This window comes from Streptomyces sp. NPDC107562 (genome assembly GCF_055657325.1).
Genome location: NZ_JBVKBE010000002.1, coordinates 170,863 through 189,651, shown reverse-complemented (window position 1 = coordinate 189,651; position 18,789 = coordinate 170,863). Strand labels below are relative to the sequence as shown.

Annotated in this window: 11 protein-coding genes and 1 pseudogene; 8 read left to right on the top strand and 4 right to left on the bottom strand. The window is 71.4% G+C overall.

Annotated features, from left to right (window positions below):
* Positions 1-28: 28 nt before the first annotated feature.
* Positions 29-739 carry a maleylpyruvate isomerase family mycothiol-dependent enzyme gene (locus ACZ7LV_RS06665; protein ID WP_471936454.1) on the bottom strand — a complete coding sequence of 237 codons (711 nt, stop codon included), beginning with the start codon at positions 737-739 and terminating at the stop codon, positions 29-31.
* Between the two features lie 224 nt (positions 740-963).
* On the opposite strand from ACZ7LV_RS06665, the gene uvrA reads away from it, so the two are divergent.
* Positions 964-3,990 (top strand): excinuclease ABC subunit UvrA, encoded by a 3,027-nt coding sequence (uvrA, locus tag ACZ7LV_RS06660; RefSeq protein WP_471936452.1) that lies wholly within the window; start codon positions 964-966, stop codon positions 3,988-3,990.
* A gap of 67 nt (positions 3,991-4,057) precedes the next feature.
* Here uvrA and ACZ7LV_RS06655 read toward each other — a convergent pair whose 3' ends face one another.
* The 3 genes from ACZ7LV_RS06655 to ACZ7LV_RS06645 form a co-directional block, all read right to left on the bottom strand.
* Positions 4,058-4,969, bottom strand: a complete 912-nt coding sequence (locus ACZ7LV_RS06655) for a carbohydrate kinase family protein (RefSeq protein ID WP_471936450.1) — start codon at positions 4,967-4,969, stop codon at positions 4,058-4,060.
* Entirely contained in the window at positions 4,966-5,997 is a 1,032-nt protein-coding gene (locus tag ACZ7LV_RS06650; protein ID WP_471936448.1) for a LacI family DNA-binding transcriptional regulator, read from the bottom strand. The genes ACZ7LV_RS06655 and ACZ7LV_RS06650 overlap by 4 nt, the downstream gene beginning before the upstream one ends.
* Positions 5,998-6,112: 115 nt before the next feature.
* A complete protein-coding gene (locus tag ACZ7LV_RS06645) occupies positions 6,113-7,102 on the bottom strand; it encodes a hypothetical protein (RefSeq protein ID WP_471936446.1) in 990 nt (329 codons plus the stop codon).
* Positions 7,103-7,404: 302 nt separating this feature from the next.
* On the opposite strand from ACZ7LV_RS06645, the pseudogene uvrC reads away from it, so the two are divergent.
* The 7 genes and pseudogenes from uvrC to ACZ7LV_RS06610 all read left to right on the top strand — a co-directional run.
* Positions 7,405-9,936: pseudogene (uvrC, locus tag ACZ7LV_RS06640) on the top strand (excinuclease ABC subunit UvrC); the annotation flags it as partial.
* On the top strand, positions 9,933-10,991 hold the full coding sequence (gene rapZ, locus ACZ7LV_RS06635; protein WP_471936444.1) for an RNase adapter RapZ: 1,059 nt from the start codon (positions 9,933-9,935) through the stop codon (positions 10,989-10,991). The pseudogene uvrC and the gene rapZ, both read left to right, overlap by 4 nt.
* Positions 10,988-12,055, top strand: coding sequence for a gluconeogenesis factor YvcK family protein (locus ACZ7LV_RS06630; protein ID WP_471936442.1), 1,068 nt, complete (start codon positions 10,988-10,990; stop codon positions 12,053-12,055). Before rapZ ends, ACZ7LV_RS06630 begins: the two co-directional genes overlap by 4 nt.
* Positions 12,046-13,035 carry a DNA-binding protein WhiA gene (gene whiA / locus ACZ7LV_RS06625; RefSeq protein ID WP_053762310.1) on the top strand — a complete coding sequence of 330 codons (990 nt, stop codon included), beginning with the start codon at positions 12,046-12,048 and terminating at the stop codon, positions 13,033-13,035. The genes ACZ7LV_RS06630 and whiA overlap by 10 nt, the downstream gene beginning before the upstream one ends.
* A 221-nt stretch (positions 13,036-13,256) precedes the next feature.
* Entirely contained in the window at positions 13,257-16,208 is a 2,952-nt protein-coding gene (locus tag ACZ7LV_RS06620; RefSeq protein WP_471936440.1) for a M14 family metallopeptidase, read from the top strand.
* A 224-nt stretch (positions 16,209-16,432) separates the two neighbouring features.
* Positions 16,433-17,443: a type I glyceraldehyde-3-phosphate dehydrogenase gene (gap, locus tag ACZ7LV_RS06615; protein ID WP_471936438.1), complete on the top strand. Its 1,011-nt coding sequence runs from the start codon at positions 16,433-16,435 to the stop codon at positions 17,441-17,443.
* 128 nt (positions 17,444-17,571) lie between these two features.
* Positions 17,572-18,783, top strand: a complete 1,212-nt coding sequence (locus tag ACZ7LV_RS06610; protein ID WP_471936436.1) for a phosphoglycerate kinase — start codon at positions 17,572-17,574, stop codon at positions 18,781-18,783.
* Positions 18,784-18,789: the final 6 nt, after the last annotated feature.

The following is an 18,789-nucleotide window of genomic DNA, read 5'->3' as shown; positions in this document are numbered from 1 at the left end:
GCGTACGGCGAGCAGGGGATCGGCGTCTCTACAGCGGGGGCAGCGACGGCAGCGGACCCCCTTCGACGGTCAGCCCGGAGCCGTCCCGCCGGCCGGCGAGCCAGCCCACCAGGGCGGCCGGTGAGCCCGTGACGGTGACTCCGGCCTCCCCCGCGCGCGTCGCCTGCTCCGTGTGCGCCTCCCGGCCCGTGCGCCAGGTGCGTGTGCCGTCCGTCAGGAGGGTGGGCGCCACGTCGGGGTGGCCGGCGAACCGGTGGGCGAGGAAGTCGATCTCCCGCTCCGTGAACTCCGCCGGCAGGTCCTCCAGCTCGTAGCCGATGCCGAGGTCCACGTGGTGCAGCTCGACCTCGACCCAGCGCCGGAACGGCACCCGCGAGGCGGAGTCGGTCACGCCGTTGCGCAGTTCCACCGTGCGCGACCAGTCCGCCGGCACGGCGCCCGCCTCGAGGAGGCGGTCGGCGCTCTCGCGGACGTCGGTGAGCTGGACGTCCAGGGGGCGCGGGGCGTCCCGCTCGATGTCGGCGTCGCGGGCGTCCCCGGAGACGTACATGGGGCGGCCTTCGAGAACGTTCACCAGGGCGTCCGCGTTGCGGGCGAGGTGGGCGAGGACATGGGCGCGACTCCAGCCGGGGAGCCGTGACGGTTCGGTCACAGCGGCGTTGTCCAGCTTGGCGGCTGCGGTGAGCAGCCGTTCCGTCGCGTCCCGTACAGACGCCAGGTCACGCACGTGATCAGTCATGACGCCGACCCTAGCCCCGCCACTCCTTCGGGTGAAGGCGGTGGACCTCGGCCGTAAATCGAATGCGCGTGCTATAAGGTCGGCGGTGGCGTCGGGCATGCTGGAGAACCGGGGATTGTTATGCACTCCGGGAATCCGACCGGCGTTGTCAGTGGCTCCCCCTAGTCTGAGAAAGCACGGGGGCCCCGCCCCTGTCACTTCTCTCAAGAAAGGTGCGGACCGGCGTGGCCGACCGTCTCATCGTCCGTGGCGCGCGCGAGCACAACCTGAAGAACGTCTCGCTCGACCTGCCTCGTGACTCGCTCATCGTCTTCACGGGCCTGTCGGGTTCGGGCAAGTCCTCCCTGGCCTTCGACACCATCTTCGCCGAGGGCCAGCGGCGCTACGTGGAGTCGCTCTCCTCGTACGCCCGCCAGTTCCTCGGTCAGATGGACAAGCCGGACGTCGACTTCATCGAGGGTCTGTCCCCGGCGGTCTCCATCGACCAGAAGTCGACCTCGCGCAACCCGCGCTCGACGGTCGGCACCATCACCGAGGTCTACGACTACCTCCGGCTGCTCTTCGCGCGCATCGGCAAGCCGCACTGCCCCGAGTGCGGCCGCCCGATCGCCCGCCAGTCGCCGCAGGCCATCGTGGACAAGGTCCTGGAGCTGCCGGAGGGGAGCCGCTTCCAGGTGCTCTCCCCGCTGGTGCGCGAGCGCAAGGGCGAGTTCGTCGACCTCTTCGCCGATCTCCAGACCAAGGGGTACAGCCGCGCGCGGGTGGACGGCGAGACGATCCAGCTCTCCAGCCCGCCCACGCTGAAGAAGCAGGAGAAGCACACCATCGAGGTGGTCATCGACCGTCTCACGGTGAAGGACTCCGCCAAGCGCCGCCTCACCGACTCCGTCGAGACCGCCCTCGGCCTGTCGGGCGGCATGGTCGTGCTCGACTTCGTCGACCTCCCCGAGGACGACCCCGAGCGTGAGCGCATGTACTCGGAGCACCTGTACTGCGCGTACGACGACCTGTCCTTCGAGGAGCTGGAGCCGCGCTCCTTCTCCTTCAACTCGCCCTTCGGCGCCTGCCCCGAGTGCACCGGCATCGGCACGCGCATGGAGGTCGACGCCGAGCTGATCGTCCCGGACGAGGACAAGTCCCTCGACGAGGGCGCGATCCACCCCTGGTCGCACGGACACACCAAGGACTACTTCGGCCGCCTCATCGGCGCCCTCGCCGACGCGCTCGGCTTCCGCACGGACATCCCCTTCGCGGGTCTGCCGCAGCGCGCCAAGAAGGCCCTGCTGTACGGCCACAAGACCCAGATCGAGGTCCGCTACCGCAACCGGTACGGCCGCGAGCGGGTCTACACCACGCCCTTCGAGGGCGCGGTCCCCTTCGTCAAGCGCCGGCACAGCGAGGCCGAGTCCGACGCCAGCCGGGAGCGCTTCGAGGGCTACATGCGCGAGGTGCCCTGCCCCACCTGTGAGGGCACCCGCCTGAAGCCGATCGTCCTCGCGGTCACGATCATGGGGAAGTCGATCGCCGAGGTCTCGGCGATGTCGATCAGCGACTGCGCGGAGTTCCTGGGCGAGCTGAAGCTCAGCGCCCGCGACAAGAAGATCGCCGAGCGGGTGCTGAAGGAGGTCAACGAGCGGCTGCGCTTCCTGGTCGACGTCGGCCTGGACTACCTCTCGCTGAACCGCGCGGCCGGCACCCTGTCCGGCGGCGAGGCCCAGCGCATCCGCCTGGCCACGCAGATCGGCTCCGGCCTCGTCGGCGTCCTGTACGTCCTCGATGAGCCGTCCATCGGCCTGCACCAGCGGGACAACCACCGATTGATCGAGACCCTGGTCCGGCTGCGCGACATGGGCAACACGCTCATCGTCGTCGAGCACGACGAGGACACCATCAAGGTCGCCGACTGGGTCGTCGACATCGGCCCCGGCGCGGGCGAGCACGGCGGAAACGTCGTGCACAGCGGCTCCCTGAAGGGGCTGCTCGCCAACGCGGAGTCGCAGACCGGCCAGTACCTCTCCGGGAAGAAGTCCATCCCGCTGCCGGACATCCGCCGGCCCCTCGACCCCACCCGCCGGCTCACCGTGCACGGCGCCCGGGAGAACAACCTCCAGGACATCGACGTGTCCTTCCCGCTCGGCGTGTTCACGGCCGTCACGGGCGTGTCCGGGTCCGGCAAGTCGACGCTGGTCAACGACATCCTGTACACGCACCTGGCCCGCGAGCTGAACGGCGCGAGGAACGTGCCCGGCCGGCACACGCGCGTGGACGGCGACGACCTCGTCGACAAGGTGGTCCATGTCGACCAGTCGCCCATCGGCCGCACGCCGCGGTCCAACCCGGCGACGTACACCGGTGTCTTCGACCACATCCGCAAGCTGTTCGCCGAGACCACCGAGGCGAAGGTCCGCGGTTACCTGCCCGGCCGCTTCTCCTTCAACGTCAAGGGCGGCCGCTGCGAGAACTGCGCGGGCGACGGCACGATCAAGATCGAGATGAACTTCCTCCCGGACGTGTACGTCCCGTGCGAGGTATGCCACGGTGCCCGGTACAACCGGGAGACCCTGGAGGTCCACTACAAGGGCAAGTCCATCGCCGAGGTCCTGAACATGCCGATCGAGGAGGCGCTCGACTTCTTCGAGGCCGTCCCCGCGATCGCCCGGCACCTGAGGACCCTGCACGACGTGGGCCTCGGCTACGTCCGCCTCGGCCAGTCGGCGACCACCCTCTCCGGCGGTGAGGCCCAGCGGGTGAAGCTCGCCAGCGAGCTCCAGAAGCGCTCCACCGGGCGCACGGTCTACGTACTCGACGAGCCGACCACCGGTCTGCACTTCGAGGACATCAGCAAGCTCCTGAAGGTGCTGTCCGGCCTGGTCGACAAGGGCAACACGGTCATCGTCATCGAGCACAACCTCGATGTGATCAAGACCGCCGACTGGCTCGTCGACATGGGTCCCGAGGGCGGCGCGGGGGGCGGCCTCGTCGTCGCCGAGGGCACGCCCGAGGAGGTCGCCGCGGTGTCCACCAGCCACACCGGCAAGTTCCTGCGGGAGATCCTCGGTGCCGACCGGATCAGTGACGCCGCCGCGGTGAAGGCCCCGCGCAAGGCGGCGGCCAGGAAGACGGTGGCCGCCAAGGCGCCCGCGAAGAGGACGGCCACGGCCAAGGCGGTCAACAACACGGCCGCGAAGAAGGCGGCCGGAGCGGCCAAGAAGGCGCCCGCGAAGAAGACGACGCGGGCCCGGAAGGCCTGAGAGACCGATATGAAGGGGCGGTGACCGCGGGGAGTGCCCGCCGGTCACCGCCCCTTCGCCGGGCCCGTCACATCTCGCCGAGCTCCGAGGCGTAGGGCGGTTCGGCGCCCGCCCGCGAGCAGGTGATCGCCGCGGCGCGGGCGGCGAAGCGCAGGAGCCCCCTCCAGGCGTCGGCGTCCAGGGCGGCGAGGGCCTCGCGGGACAGGGCGTTCCCGGCCACCAGACCGTGCAGCAGGGCCGCGTTGACCGTGTCGCCGGCGCCGATCGTGTCCACCACGTCGACCCGCTCGCCCGGCACGGAGTGCTCCCCACCGTCCCGGGTGAAGACGGTCAGCCCGTCACCGCCCCGCGTGATCACCACCGCCGACGGTCCCGCCGCCAGCCACTCGCGGGGCGTGCCGCCCAGCCACGCCGCGTCGTCCTCGGAGAGCTTGAGCAGGGTCACCGAGGGCAGCCAGCCGAGGAACCGCGCCCGGTAGGCGTCCGCGTCGGGGATCAGTCCCGACCTGATGTTGGGGTCGAGCGTGGTGAACACGCCCTGCGCGGCGGCGGTGCGCATCAGCTTCTCGTAGGCGCCGGCCCCCGGTTCCAGGACCAGCGAACACGTGCCGAACGACACCGCGCGGGTGGCGGCCGGCAGGCCCTGCGGGACCGCGAACAGGCGGTCGGCGGTGCCCTCGACGTAGAAGGAGTAGGCGGCCGAGCCGTTCTCGTCGATCGTCGCGACGGCGAGGGTGGTGGGCTCCGGGCCCCGCTGTACCGCCGAGACGTCCACGCCCGCCTTGCGCAGCCCGTCCAGCAGGGCCTCCCCGAAGGCGTCGCGGGAGGTGCGGGAGCAGAACGCGGTGGGGGAGCCGAGGCGGCCGAGGGCCACGGCCGTGTTGTACGGGCCGCCGCCGAGGGCGGGCCGAAGGCCGGCCAGGGCACCCGTGCCCTGCGGTACCAGGTCGATCAGGGCCTCACCGGCTACGACGATCACGAGTCGGGTCCTTTCTCGGGGCAGCCGCAGGACGTGCGGTGGACGAAGGCGCAGGGGAGCCGCACGGTCCGGGCGGGCCGGTCCGGAGCGGCGAGGCGTTCCAGCAGGATCCGCACGGCCTGGGCGCCCAGATCCTTGCTGGGCTGGGCGATCGCGGTGAGCCGGGGGGAGAACAGATCCGCCCAGGCGAAGTCGTCGAAGCAGCACAGCGCGATGTCGTCGGGCACGGACAGGCCCCGGGCGCGCAGCGCGTGCAGGGCGCCGATGGTCATGGCGTTGTTGGCGGTGACGAGAGCCGTGGGCGGCGTGGCCAGGGAGAGCAGGGCGGCGGTGGCGCGCTCCCCGGCGGCCGATTCGGAGTCGCCGTGTGCGACGAGGCGTTCGTCGTGCGGGAGACCGGCGGCGGCCAGCCCGTGCCGGTACCCGGTGATCCGTTCGGCGGTGGTGCTCAGCCCGCGACGGCCGGCGACCAGGCCGATGCGGCGGTGGCCGAGCTCCGCGAGATGCGTGACCAGGCTCGTCACCGGCTCCGTGCTCTGCGCGCACACCTGGTCGAAGCGCGGTGTGCCGCTCGCCGGATCGTCCACCACACGGTCCAGGAGCACGGTGGGCACCTTGTGCCGGTGCAGGTAGGAGAGCAGCTCGCGCGGGGAGGGGGAGGGGGCGACGATCAGGCCGTCCACGCGTCGCTCGTGCAGCAGCTGGACGACCTTGCGCTCGTGCCGGGGGTCCTCGTGCGGGTCGGCGATGAGCAGGCCGTAGCCCTCTTCGAGGGCGGTCGCCTCGACGCCCTGGAGGATCTCGGTGAAGTAGGGGTTGCTGACGGCCGAGACCGCGAGCCCGATCGAGCGGGTGCGGGAGGTCACCAGGGAGCGGGCCAGGGTGTTGGGGGTGTAGCCGAGCCGGTCGACGGCGTCCAGGACGGCCTGCCGGGTCCGCGGGAGCACCGGCCGGGTGCCGTTCAGCACATGGGAGACGGTGGCCACGGAGACTCCGGCGCTGCGCGCCACATCCGCCATCGTCGCCATGGGGCCTCCTCGTGGCCGAGCCCTTCCTGGCCGTGCCCATTCCGGCCGAGCCCTTCCTGGCGGGGACCGTATCCCATCCTGCGCCGCACGTAAACGCTTGCGCAAACGTTTACGTCTAGCTGTCCCACTCCCACCCGATCCCCACGATCCCGGCCCGCACCCTCGGCTCCACGAGGTGCACCGAGTGGTGCCGGCCGGTCAGCGGCAGGTCCTGGTGACCGCTGCGCGGGGCCGCCGCCGAGTGCTGGGCGAACCGGTGACAGCGCACCGGCAGCGCCTGGGCGTCGAACCGCACCTGGAGGGCGTACTGACCGCCCGCCGGTCCGAAGGCGCGCAGGTACTCGCGGGACACCCCCGCCGTGCCGTCCTCGACGGCGAAGCGGAAGAGGAAGGTGTCACCGGCCCGCAGCCGGGTGTCGAAGTGCAGCTCGGCGACCAGGATGCCGGTCTCACGATCCCAACGGACGCGACCGGTACGGCAGTTCTCCAGCGCGTGCACACGCGTCCGGTCCGGTGCGCATCCCGGGTCGCCGTGGTGCACGGCCACGAAGCGGTCGACGCCCTCCTGGTGCGCGCGCACGATGTGGTGCGACTCGCGCCCCAGCAGCTCGCGGCGCGGCCCTATCCGCACCTGTTCGTGGTGCCCGAGCATGTGCAGGCCGCCGTCGAGCGGGGCGTCCAGCTCGGCGAGCAGACGGCCGAGGACGTCCGAGGCCTCGACGAGGGACCGGTAGGAGCGGCCTTCGGGGCGGCGCGCGGATCCGGGCTCGTCGGCCGGTTCGGCGAGGAGCCGGATCAGTGACTCCTCAGGGAGCTGGAGGATCTCCTCCAGGGCCCGTACGGCGCGCAGCGACTCGGGGCGCTGCGGGCGGCGGGCGCCCTGCTGCCAGTAACTCAGGCTCGTGACGCCGACCTTCACGCCGTAACGCGTCAGGTGATGCTGCACCCGCTGCAGCGGCAGCCCGCGGGCGGCTATCGCGGCGCGCAGCGCGACGTGGAAGGGGCCGCCGCGCAGGGCCGTGTCCAGTTCCGTGCCCGGTTCGGCGCGCAGGTCGGTGTCCAGGTCCGCGGGGACGACGTCCGCGTGCGGTGTGGCGTGCGGCATGCAGGGGCCTTTCTGTGCTGGATCACGACGGCTGGTCAGGCCGTTCGCGCAGGTCGTCCGGGGCACCCGGGCGGCGGCAGGCCGCCTTCACATCGGTACGCCGCCGTTCACCGGCCCGAGTTCCTCCGCATTGAAGCGTGTTGACCATGCCTCGACAACACCTGCAGCCCAACCGTGGTGTGCTCGTGGCCGAGGTTCGACCGGTGCCCCGCGGGCCGTCGTCCACCGGGCGGCCCGGCACCGTGAGGGGCGTTGTCCACAGGCTCACCGGAGTGTCACCGCTCGCCAGTAGGGTGTGAGACATGGCCGATCCCTCCAGCTACCGCCCCAGGCCGGGAGACATCCCGGACACCCCCGGGGTGTACCGGTTCCGTGACGAGCACCGCAGGGTGATCTACGTCGGAAAGGCGAAGAGCCTGCGCCAGCGCCTGGCCAACTACTTCCAGGACCTGGCCGGCCTGCACCCGCGCACCCGGAGCATGGTCACCACGGCCGCGTCCGTGGAGTGGACGGTGGTGTCCACGGAGGTCGAGGCGCTGCAGCTGGAGTACTCCTGGATCAAGGAGTACGACCCCCGCTTCAACGTCAAGTACCGCGACGACAAGAGCTACCCCTACCTCGCGGTGACGATGAACGAGCAGTATCCGCGCGTGCAGGTGATGCGCGGCCACAAGAAGAAGGGCGTCCGCTACTTCGGACCGTACGGGCACGCGTGGGCCATCCGGGACACGGTCGACCTGCTGCTGCGCGTCTTCCCGGTGCGCACCTGCTCGGCGGGTGTCTTCAAGAACGCCCGCCGTACCGGGCGGCCCTGCCTGCTCGGCTACATCGGCAAGTGCTCCGCGCCCTGCGTCGACCGGATCTCCGAGGAGGACCACCGGGAGCTGGCGGAGGAGTTCTGCGACTTCATGACGGGGCGCACGGGCACCTACCTGCGCCGCCTGGAGAAGCAGATGGCGGAGGCGGCGGAGGACCTGGAGTACGAGCGGGCGGCCCGGCTGCGCGACGACATCGAGGCCCTCAGGAAGGCCATGGAGAAGAACGCGGTCGTGCTCGCCGACGCGACCGACGCCGATCTCATCGCCGTGGCCGAGGACGAGCTCGAAGCGGCCGTGCAGATCTTCCACGTCCGTGGCGGGCGCGTGCGCGGTCAGCGCGGCTGGGTGACCGACAAGGTCGAGGAGATCACCACCGGCGCCCTGGTCGAGCACGCCCTCCAGCAGCTCTACGGCGAGGAGACGGGCGACGCGGTCCCCAAGGAGGTCCTCGTCCCGGCGCTGCCTGAGCCGGTGGCGCCGGTCCAGGAGTGGCTGACCGTGCGCCGGGGCTCGAACGTCTCGCTGCGCATCCCGCAGCGCGGCGACAAGAAGGACCTGATGGAGACCGTGCAGCGCAACGCCCTGCAGGCCCTCGTGCTGCACAAGACCAGGCGTGCCTCGGACCTGACCACGCGCTCACGCGCGCTGGAGGAGATCGCCGACGCCCTGGACCTCGACAGCGCCCCGCTGCGGATCGAGTGCTACGACATCTCGCACCTCCAGGGCGACGACGTGGTGGCGTCCATGGTCGTCTTCGAGGACGGCCTGCAACGGAAGAACGAGTACCGCCGGTTCCAGATCAAGGGCTTCGCCGGGCAGGACGACGTGCGCTCGATGCACGAGGTGATCACACGCCGCTTCCGGCGCTACCTCGCCGAGAAGGAGCGGACGGGAGAGTGGGCCGACGCCGAGCCCCCGCTCACCGACAGCACCGCGCCCGCCGCCGGCGCCCTGCCCGTGGACGCGGACGGCTCCACGGCTGACGACACGGACGGCTCCGGGTCTGTCGGGGCGGACGTCCGCCCGCCCGTGGACGCGGACGGCTCCCGGCCTGCCGGCGCGGAAGCCCGCCTGCCCTCCGACGCGGACGGCGCCATGGCTGACGACACGGACGGCTCCGGGTCTGTCGGGGCGGACGGCCACCCGGCCGTGGACGCGTACGGCTCCCGGCCTGCCGGCGCGGAAGCCCGCCTGCCCTCCGACGCGGACGGCGCCATGGCTGACGACACGGACAGTCGCGTGCCCGCGTCGGCGGACGGCGCCCTGCCCGTGGACACGGACGGCTCCCCGGCGGTCGGTGTCGGCGGGGCGAACGGTGCCCCCCGTGACGGCGGCACGGTCGTGCTCGCCGACGGCGGCGCGGAAGGTTCCCTCGGACGTGGCGGCGCCCCCCTGGGCGGCGGCCTCACCGAGGACGACGGCCGACCCAAGCGCTTCGCCTACCCCCCGCAGCTGGTCGTCGTCGACGGCGGCCGGCCGCAGGTGGCCGCCGCCCAGCGCGCCCTGGACGAGCTGGGCATCGACGACATCGCCGTGTGCGGCCTCGCCAAGCGCCTGGAGGAGGTCTGGCTGCCCGGCGACGACGACCCGGTGATCCTGCCCCGCAGCAGCGAGGGCCTCTACCTGCTGCAACGCGTCCGCGACGAGGCGCACCGGTTCGCGATCACCTACCAGCGCAGCAAGCGCGCCAAGCGCATCCGTTCCAGCCCCCTGGACGACGTCCCCGGGCTCGGCGAGACACGCAAACAGGCGTTGATCAAGCACTTCGGTTCGGTGAAGAGGCTGCGATCCGCGACAATCGACCAGATCTGCGAGGTTCCGGGCATAGGCCGCAAGACGGCCGAGACGATCGCCGCGGCACTCGCCCGCACGGCCCCGGCCGCACCCGCCGTGAACACGGCGACTGGAGAGATCATGGATGACGTGGAAGACGGCGCACCCGGGACGACGGCGGGTGCTCCAGGGGAGCCCGTGCCCACGGGCGCCCCGGACGAGCGACGGGGGCAGGAGAGATGACCGAGTACGAGAAGCAGTCCACGGACCGGCGAGATCAGGAACCCGAGGAATCCCACAAGGTGACCGACGAGGAACGCACGCGCAGCGACGCGCCTCAGGACGACGTGGCGAGGGCGGGCGACGACGCGGCGCAGGCCGGCAACGACGCGGCGCAGGCGGGCACGGCCGGGGACGCGGGCGGGGCCACCGAGGCGGCCATCCCCGAACTGGTGATCATCTCCGGCATGTCCGGAGCCGGCCGCTCGACGGCCGCGAAGTGCCTGGAGGACCTCGGCTGGTTCGTGGTCGACAACCTTCCCCCCGCGCTGATCCCCACCATGGTGGAGCTCGGTGCCCGCTCGCAGGGCAACGTGGCACGGATCGCGGTCGTCGTCGACGTACGTGGCAGGCGCTTCTTCGACAATCTGCGCGAGTCCCTCGCCGACCTCGACACGCGCGGGGTGACCCGGCGGATCGTCTTCCTGGAGTCCTCCGACGAGGCCTTGGTGCGCCGCTTCGAGTCGGTGCGCCGCCCGCACCCGCTGCAGGGCGACGGCCGGATCGTCGACGGCATCGCCGCCGAGCGCGAGCTGCTGCGCGAGCTGCGCGGCGACGCCGACCTGGTGATCGACACCTCCAGCCTGAACGTGCACGAGCTGCGCGCCAAGATGGACGCCCAGTTCGCGGGCGAGGAGGAGCCCGAGCTGCGGGCGACCGTCATGTCCTTCGGCTACAAGTACGGCCTGCCGGTCGACGCCGACCTCGTCGTCGACTGCCGCTTCCTGCCGAACCCGCACTGGGTGCCGGAGCTGCGCCCCTTCACCGGCCTCAACGAGGAGGTGTCGGGCTACGTCTTCAACCAGCCCGGTGCCAAGGAGTTCCTCGACCGGTACGCCGAGCTGCTCCAGCTGATCGCGACCGGCTACCGCCGCGAGGGCAAGCGGTACGTGACCATCGCGGTCGGCTGTACGGGCGGCAAGCACCGCTCGGTCGCGATGTCGGAGAAGCTCGCCGCGCGCCTGGCGGCCGAGGGCGTGGAGACGGTGGTCGTGCACCGGGACATGGGACGGGAATGACGGGACGTACGTTGCGGCTGAGCCGGCTGCGCAAGGCCACCCCCGAGGGGCGTGGCGGCCGGCTCACCGAGCCCCGGGGTGCCCGGGCGCGCCGCCGGGGCACCCAGCCCAAGGTGGTGGCCCTGGGCGGGGGCATGGGGCTGTCCGCCTCGCTGGCCGCGCTGCGCCGGATCACCGGCGACCTCACCGCCGTCGTCACCGTGGCCGACGACGGCGGCTCCAGCGGTCGGCTCCGGGACGAGCTGGGCGTGCTGCCGCCCGGCGATCTGCGCAAGGCCCTCGCCGCGCTGTGCGGCGACGACGACTGGGGCCAGACCTGGGCCCGGGTCATCCAGCACCGCTTCCAGTCCGGTGGCGAGATGCACGGGCACGCGGTCGGCAACCTGCTGATCGTCGCCCTGTGGGAGCAGCTGGGCGACCATGTCCTGGCGCTCGACCTGGTCGGCAAGCTGCTCGGCGCGCACGGGCGGGTGCTGCCCATGTCGGCGGTCCCGCTGGAGTTGCAGGCGCTGGTCAAGGGGCACGACCGTGAGCGACCCGAGGACATCGACACCGTGCGCGGGCAGGCGACCGTCGCCCTCACCCCGGGCGAGGTGCAGTCCGTGCACCTGGTCCCCAACGATCCGCCCGCCGTCCCGGAGGCCGTCGAGGCGGTCCTGGACGCGGACTGGGTGGTGCTCGGGCCCGGCTCCTGGTTCTCCTCGGTCATCCCGCACCTGCTCGTCCCCAAGCTGCTGGACGCGCTGTCGGAGACGAAGGCCCGTCGGGTGCTCTCGCTGAACCTCGCGCCGCAGCCCGGAGAAACCGAGGGCTTCTCCCCGCAGCGTCATTTGGAGGTTTTGGGACGACACGCCCCTAAACTCGCCCTGGACGTGGTGCTGGCCGACGAGGCCGCCGTGCCCGACCGCGACTCACTGACCGACGCCGCCAAGCGTTTCGGTGCCGCGGTCGAGCTGGCACCGGTGGCCCGGAGGGACGGTACTCCGCGGCACGACCCGGAGCTGCTGGCCGCCGCGTACGACCGTATTTTTCGGATGCATGGAAGGATCGGCCCATGGCGATGACGGCAGCGGTGAAGGACGAGATCTCCCGGCTCCCCGTCACCCGGACCTGCTGCAGGAAGGCGGAGGTCTCCGCCATTCTGCGGTTCGCCGGCGGCCTCCACCTGGTCAGCGGGCGCATCGTGATCGAGGCGGAGCTGGACACCGCGATGGCGGCGCGGCGGCTCAAGCGGGACATCCTGGAGATCTTCGGGCACAGCTCGGAGCTGATCGTGATGGCTCCGGGTGGTCTGCGACGCGGTTCGCGCTACGTCGTGCGGGTCGTGGCGGGCGGCGACCAGTTGGCCCGGCAGACGGGCCTCGTCGACGGCCGGGGCCGGCCGATCCGGGGTCTGCCCCCGCAGGTGGTCTCGGGGGCCACCTGCGACGCGGAGGCCGCCTGGCGCGGGGCCTTCCTGGCCCACGGTTCGCTCACCGAGCCCGGCCGCAGCTCCTCCCTGGAGGTGACCTGCCCGGGTCCGGAGGCCGCGCTGGCCCTGGTCGGCGCCGCCCGTCGGCTGTCGATCGCCGCGAAGGCCCGCGAGGTGCGCGGCGTCGACCGGGTGGTCGTCCGTGACGGTGACGCGATCGGCGCGCTGCTGACCCGGCTCGGTGCCCATGAGTCGGTGCTGGCCTGGGAGGAGCGGCGGATGCGCCGCGAGGTGCGGGCCACCGCCAACCGGCTCGCCAACTTCGACGACGCCAACCTGCGGCGCTCCGCCCGCGCGGCGGTCGCCGCCGGGGCCCGGGTGCAGCGTGCGCTGGAGATCCTCGCCGACGACGTCCCCGAGCACCTCGCGGCCGCCGGCCGGCTGCGCATGGAGCACAAGCAGGCCTCGCTGGAGGAGCTGGGCGCGCTCGCCGACCCACCGCTGACCAAGGACGCCGTCGCGGGCCGTATCCGGCGGCTGCTGGCGATGGCCGACAAGCGGGCGTCGGACCTGGGGATCCCGGGCACGGAGGCGAACCTCAGCGAGGAACTGGCGGACAATCTCGCCGGGTGACGCCGGGTCGGACTCACCGGTGCCGCTCCCTGCCCCGGCAGGCCCGGCACCGGCGTCACGACGCCGCACGCTCCCCGGCACCGGCGTACCCGACCGCCTCAGCCTCCCGGCGGCAGCGGGTCCGCGCACTCAACTCCCTTGACGCGCTCTTGACTTGACCATGATCTGTCATGAGCCTGGCATCCATTCGCCACTGTGGCGAACCACCGCAAGGGGGGCTCATGAGACGAAGAGCGAGATCGATCCTCGCCGCCGGCGTGCTCCTGCTGGGCGGCCTCACCCTGGCGCCCGCGGCACAGGCCGACGACAAGGCGTCCGGACCGGACGCCGACGAGGTCAAGGTCTTCCGCGCCGACGTCACCCGGCAGCAGGTACCCCTGCTGCTCGCCACCGGTCAGGACAGTCACGAACTCGGCGAACAGATCCCGGACAAGGGCACCGCCACCGTCGAGGTCTACCTGACCGACAAGCAGGCCGAGAAGCTGGAGCGGCAGGGCGTCGACCTCACCGAGCACAAGCTCTCGGCGAAGGCACGCGCACGCGTGGCCGCCGCCGGCGACGGGGTCTTCCGGCCGTACAGCGGCAAGGGCAACCTCCAGGAGGAGATCCTGCGGACCGGTCAGGAGCATCCGTCCCTGACCAAGGTCGTCTCCATCGGCAAGACCCTCCAGGGCCAGGACATCCTCGCCCTGAAGCTCACCAAGAACGCCAAGAAGACCAAGGACGGCGCCAAGCCCTCCGTCCTCTACGTCTCCAACCAGCACGCGCGCGAGTGGATCACGCCGGAGATGACCCGCCGGCTGATGCACCACTACCTCGACAAGTACGCCACCGACAAGCGCGTCCGGAAGATCGTCGACACCACCGAACTGTGGTTCGTGCTCTCGGCCAACCCCGACGGCTACGACTGGACGCACCACGCCGACGGCGACCGCCAGTGGCGCAAGAACATGCGGGACAACAACGGCGACGGCGCCCACACCATCGGCGACGGCGTCGACCTCAACCGCAACTTCGCCTACAAGTGGGGCTACGACGACGAGGGTTCGTCCCCCCAGCCCACCAGCCAGACCTACCGCGGCCCCGGCCCGAACTCCGAGCCCGAGACCAAGGCGCTGGACGCCTTCGAACGGCGGATCGGCTTCGAGTACGGCATCAACTACCACTCCGCCGCCGAGCTCCTGCTCTACGGCGTCGGCTGGCAGGTCGCCACCCCGACCCCGGACGACGTCCTCTACAAGTCCCTCGCGGGTACGCCGGACAACTCCGCGATCCCCGGCTACCACCCCCAGCTCTCCTCCGAGCTGTACACCACCAACGGCGAGGCGGACGGCCACGCGGCCAACGTCCACGGCACGGCGATGTTCACCCCGGAGATGTCCACCTGCCAGACCGTCTCGAACGTCGACCCGGACGACGCCTGGAACCCGGCCGACTGCGAGTCGATCTTCACCTTCCCGGACGACGAGAAGCTGATCCAGCAGGAGTTCGTCAAGAACGTCCCGTTCGCGCTCTCCGTCGCCGAGTCCGCCGCGCGGCCCGACCAGCCCAGGTCGTCGGTCGGCGTGGACGCGCCCGACTTCACCCCGGCGGCGTTCACGACGTCGTACTCGCGCGGCGCCGACCAGGAGGTCTCCGTCGTGGCGCGGAAGTCCGTGCGCGACAAGGAGCTCAAGTACCGCGTCAACGGCGGCCGTACGCACGACATGCGGCTGCGGGCCTGGCAGGGCGGCGAGACGTACGGCGGCGAGGACAACCTCTACTTCGACGAGTACCGGGCGAAGGTCGCCGACGGCGTGCCCGGGGACGAGGTCGAGGTCTGGTTCTCCGGCGAGACGCGCTCGGGTAAGGCCACCACGAGCGAGCACTTCACCTACACCATCGCCGAACGGCCGCGCGGCGACGTCCTCGTCGTCGCCGAGGAGGGCACGGCCGCGACCCAGGCCCAGACGTACGTCGACGCGCTCAAGGCCAACGGGGAGCGGGCCGCCGTCTGGGACGTCGCGACCCAGGGCGCGCCGGACGCGCTCGGCGTGCTGTCGCACTTCGACACCGTCGTCCACTACACCGGAGCCGTCCGCCCGGGCGTCGCCACCCAGCTGCAGCTGCGCGCCTTCCTCAACGAGGGCGGCAGGCTCATCGAGGCCGGCGAGACGGCCGGCGGCTCCGTCGACCTCGGCGGGGGCACCCTGTCGAACGACTTCAGCCAGTACTACCTGGGCGCCTACACCCGTACGTCCCTCCCGGCCGTCACCGGCTTCACCGGCACCGGCGCGCTCGGCGGCGTCACGGCCACGCTCGGCGACGCGCCCGGCAACCCGCTGAACACCGCCGGATCCTTCGGCGTCACCTCCGACACCCTGACCGTCGAGACCTTCCCGCAGTTCGCGAGCGAGGGCGCGGGCCAGTACCCGGGGACCGTCAATCCCTACGGCCCCTACGAGGGCGCGTCCATGGCCGCCGTCACGCACTCCGACTACGCCTGGAACCGCCTGACCCGCACCGTCGACCTCACCTCCGTGACCGCGGCCGAGGCTCCCACGCTGCGCACCCGGCTGCTGTGGGACACCGAGGCCGGCTACGACCACGCCGTGCTGGAGGCCCACACGGCAGGGGCCGACGACTGGACCACGCTCCCGGAGAAGAACGGCGCCACCGGCACCGCGGTTCCGACCGAGTGCGAGGCCGGGTTCTTCCTCCAGGCGCACCCGGCGCTGGAGCGGTACCTGACCCTCGGGGCCGACGGCTGCACGCCCTTCGGGACCAGCGGCGCCTGGAACAGCTTCACCGGTTCCGCCGACGGCTGGCAGCAGGTCGAGTTCGACCTCTCCGCCTACGCCGGCAAGACGGTCGAGCTCTCCCTCAGCTACGTCACCGACCCCGGCTCCGGCGGCCACGGCGTCCTGGCCGACAACGCCGCCGTCGTCATCGGCGGCACGGCGGGGCAGACCGACGGCTTCGAGACCTCGCTCGGCGCCTGGACCACCACCGGACCGCCCGCGGGCAGCCCGGCGGTGGTCACGGACTGGGGCCTGTCCGGAGAGCTGTTCAAGACATATGGAGCGGTCACCACGGAGGACACGGTGCTGCTCGGTTTCGGTCTGGAACACGTCCCCGCAGCGGCCGACCGCCGCGCCCTGATCCGGGAGGCGCTCGCCGCGCTCGACCGCTGAACAGAGGGTCCGTGACGGCACACCATCCGTAGTCACATCGGGTGATCCGCTCGCACGGCCCGGGCGGTCCGTACCCCTACTGACGGGTACGGACCGCCCTGCCGTGTATGGGCCATCTCGATGTCACCACAGGGGCCGCGGGGAGGTAGGGTCGTAGGCGGTCGGGGACATCCCATACAGCTCGCCGGCATCAACGGCCGGCGTACCAACGAGGAGATCGGTTCGTGACGATCCGCGTAGGCATCAACGGCTTTGGCCGCATCGGTCGTAACTACTTCCGCGCGCTGCTGGAGCAGGGTGCTGACATCGAGATCGTGGCTGTCAACGACCTGGGTGACACCGCGACCACCGCTCACCTGCTCAAGTACGACACCATCCTGGGGCGTCTCAAGCACGAGGTGACGCACACCGCCGACACGATCACCGTGGGCGGCCGCACCATCAAGGTGCTCTCCGAGCGCAACCCCGCCGACATCCCGTGGGGCGAGCTGGGCGTCGACATCGTCATCGAGTCGACCGGCATCTTCACCAAGAAGGACGACGCCGCCAAGCACCTCGCCGGTGGCGCGAAGAAAGTCCTCATCTCGGCCCCGGCCAAGGACGAGGACATCACCATCGTGATGGGCGTCAACCAGGACAAGTACGACCCGGCGAACCACCACGTCATCTCCAACGCCTCCTGCACCACCAACTGCGTGGCGCCGATGGCGAAGGTGCTCGACGAGAACTTCGGCATCGTCAAGGGCCTCATGACGACGGTCCACGCCTACACGAACGACCAGCGCATCCTGGACTTCCCGCACAAGGACCTGCGCCGCGCCCGTGCCGCCGCCGAGAACATCATCCCGACCACGACGGGTGCCGCCAAGGCCACCGCCCTGGTCCTGCCGCAGCTCAAGGGCAAGCTCGACGGCATCGCGATGCGCGTCCCGGTCCCGACCGGCTCGGCCACCGACCTGGTCGTGACCCTGCAGCGCGAGGTCACCAAGGACGAGGTCAACGCCGCGTTCAAGAAGGCCTCCGAGGACGGCGACCTCAAGGGCTACCTGGTCTACACCGAGGACGAGATCGTCTCCTCGGACATCGTCAGCGACCCGGCCTCCTGCACCTTCGACTCCTCCCTGACCATGGTCCAGGAGGGCAACACGGTGAAGATCCTCGGCTGGTACGACAACGAGTGGGGCTACTCGAACCGCCTCGTCGACCTCACGGTCTTCGTCGGCAATCAGCTCTGAGCAGCTTCTCGCAGGCATCTTGAGGTGAGGACAGGGCTCGGGCAGCGCACGCCGCGCCGCCCGAGCCCTGACTCGCGTACGGATCGCCCAGCCCCCTCGTATCGAGAGCCCTTCCCAGGAGCCCCTTCATGAAGACGATCGACGAGCTTCTCAACGACGGTGTGGCCGGCAAGCGGGTCTTCGTCCGCGCCGACCTCAACGTGCCGCTGGACGGCACCACCATCACCGACGACGGCCGCATCCGCGCCGTGCTGCCCACCGTCAAGGCGCTGGCCGAGGCGGGCGCCCGCGTGGTCGTCGCCTCGCACCTGGGCCGCCCCAAGGGTGCCCCGGACCCCGCCTTCTCGCTGGCCCCGGCCGCCACGCGGCTCGGCGAACTGCTCGGCACCGACGTCGCGTTCGCCACCGACACGGTCGGCGACTGCGCGCAGGCCACCGTCGGCTCCCTCGCCGACGGCCAGGTCGCGGTGATCGAGAACCTGCGCTTCAACGCCGGTGAGACGAGCAAGGACGACGCCGAGCGCGCCGCCTTCGCGGACCAGCTCGCCGGCCTCGCCGACGTCTACGTGGGCGACGGCTTCGGCGCGGTGCACCGCAAGCACGCCTCGGTCTTCGACCTCCCGGCCCGGCTGCCGCACTACGCCGGCCACCTGATCGCCACCGAGGTCGGCGTCCTGAAGAAGCTCACCCAGGACGTCGAGCGGCCCTACGTCGTCGCCCTCGGCGGCGCCAAGGTCTCCGACAAGCTCGCCGTGATCGACCAGCTGCTCGGCAAGGCCGACCGCCTGCTGATCGGCGGCGGCATGGCGTACACCTTCCTGAAGGCCCAGGGGCACGAGGTCGGCATCTCCCTGCTCCAGCAGGACCAGGTCCCGGTCGTCCAGGAGTACATGGAGCGGGCCGAGAAGAACGGCGTCGAGCTGGTCCTGCCGGTCGACGTCCTGGTCGCCCCCGAGTTCCCGGACCTGAAGACGAAGGCTCCGGCCCACCCCACGACCGTCGCCGCGGACGCCGTCCCGGCCGACCAGCAGGGCCTGGACATCGGTCCGGAGACCCGCAAGCTGTACGCCTCGAAGCTCGCCGACGCCGCCACCGTCTTCTGGAACGGCCCCATGGGCGTCTTCGAGCACCCCGACTACGCCGAGGGCACCAAGGCGGTCGCCCAGGCACTCCTCGACTCCCCGGGCTTCACGGTCGTCGGCGGCGGCGACTCCGCCGCGGCCGTGCGCACCCTGGGCTTCGACGAGAGCGCATTCGGCCACATCTCGACCGGTGGCGGCGCCTCCCTCGAATACCTCGAGGGCAAGACGCTCCCCGGCCTCGCCGCACTGGAGGACTGACCCCGA

Bases quoted from the DNA above. Each gene is read 5' to 3' on its own strand.
- ACZ7LV_RS06665 (WP_471936454.1), bottom strand. From the start codon at position 739: ATGACTGATCACGTGCGTGACCTGGCGTCTGTACGGGACGCGACGGAA.
- ACZ7LV_RS06650 (WP_471936448.1), bottom strand. From the start codon at position 5,997: ATGGCGACGATGGCGGATGTGGCGCGCAGCGCCGGAGTCTCCGTGGCC.
- ACZ7LV_RS06645 (WP_471936446.1), bottom strand. From the start codon at position 7,102: ATGCCGCACGCCACACCGCACGCGGACGTCGTCCCCGCGGACCTGGAC.
- rapZ (WP_471936444.1), top strand. From the start codon at position 9,933: ATGACCGAGTACGAGAAGCAGTCCACGGACCGGCGAGATCAGGAACCC.
- ACZ7LV_RS06630 (WP_471936442.1), top strand. From the start codon at position 10,988: ATGACGGGACGTACGTTGCGGCTGAGCCGGCTGCGCAAGGCCACCCCC.
- whiA (WP_053762310.1), top strand. From the start codon at position 12,046: ATGGCGATGACGGCAGCGGTGAAGGACGAGATCTCCCGGCTCCCCGTC.
- ACZ7LV_RS06620 (WP_471936440.1), top strand. From the start codon at position 13,257: ATGAGACGAAGAGCGAGATCGATCCTCGCCGCCGGCGTGCTCCTGCTG.
- ACZ7LV_RS06610 (WP_471936436.1), top strand. From the start codon at position 17,572: ATGAAGACGATCGACGAGCTTCTCAACGACGGTGTGGCCGGCAAGCGG.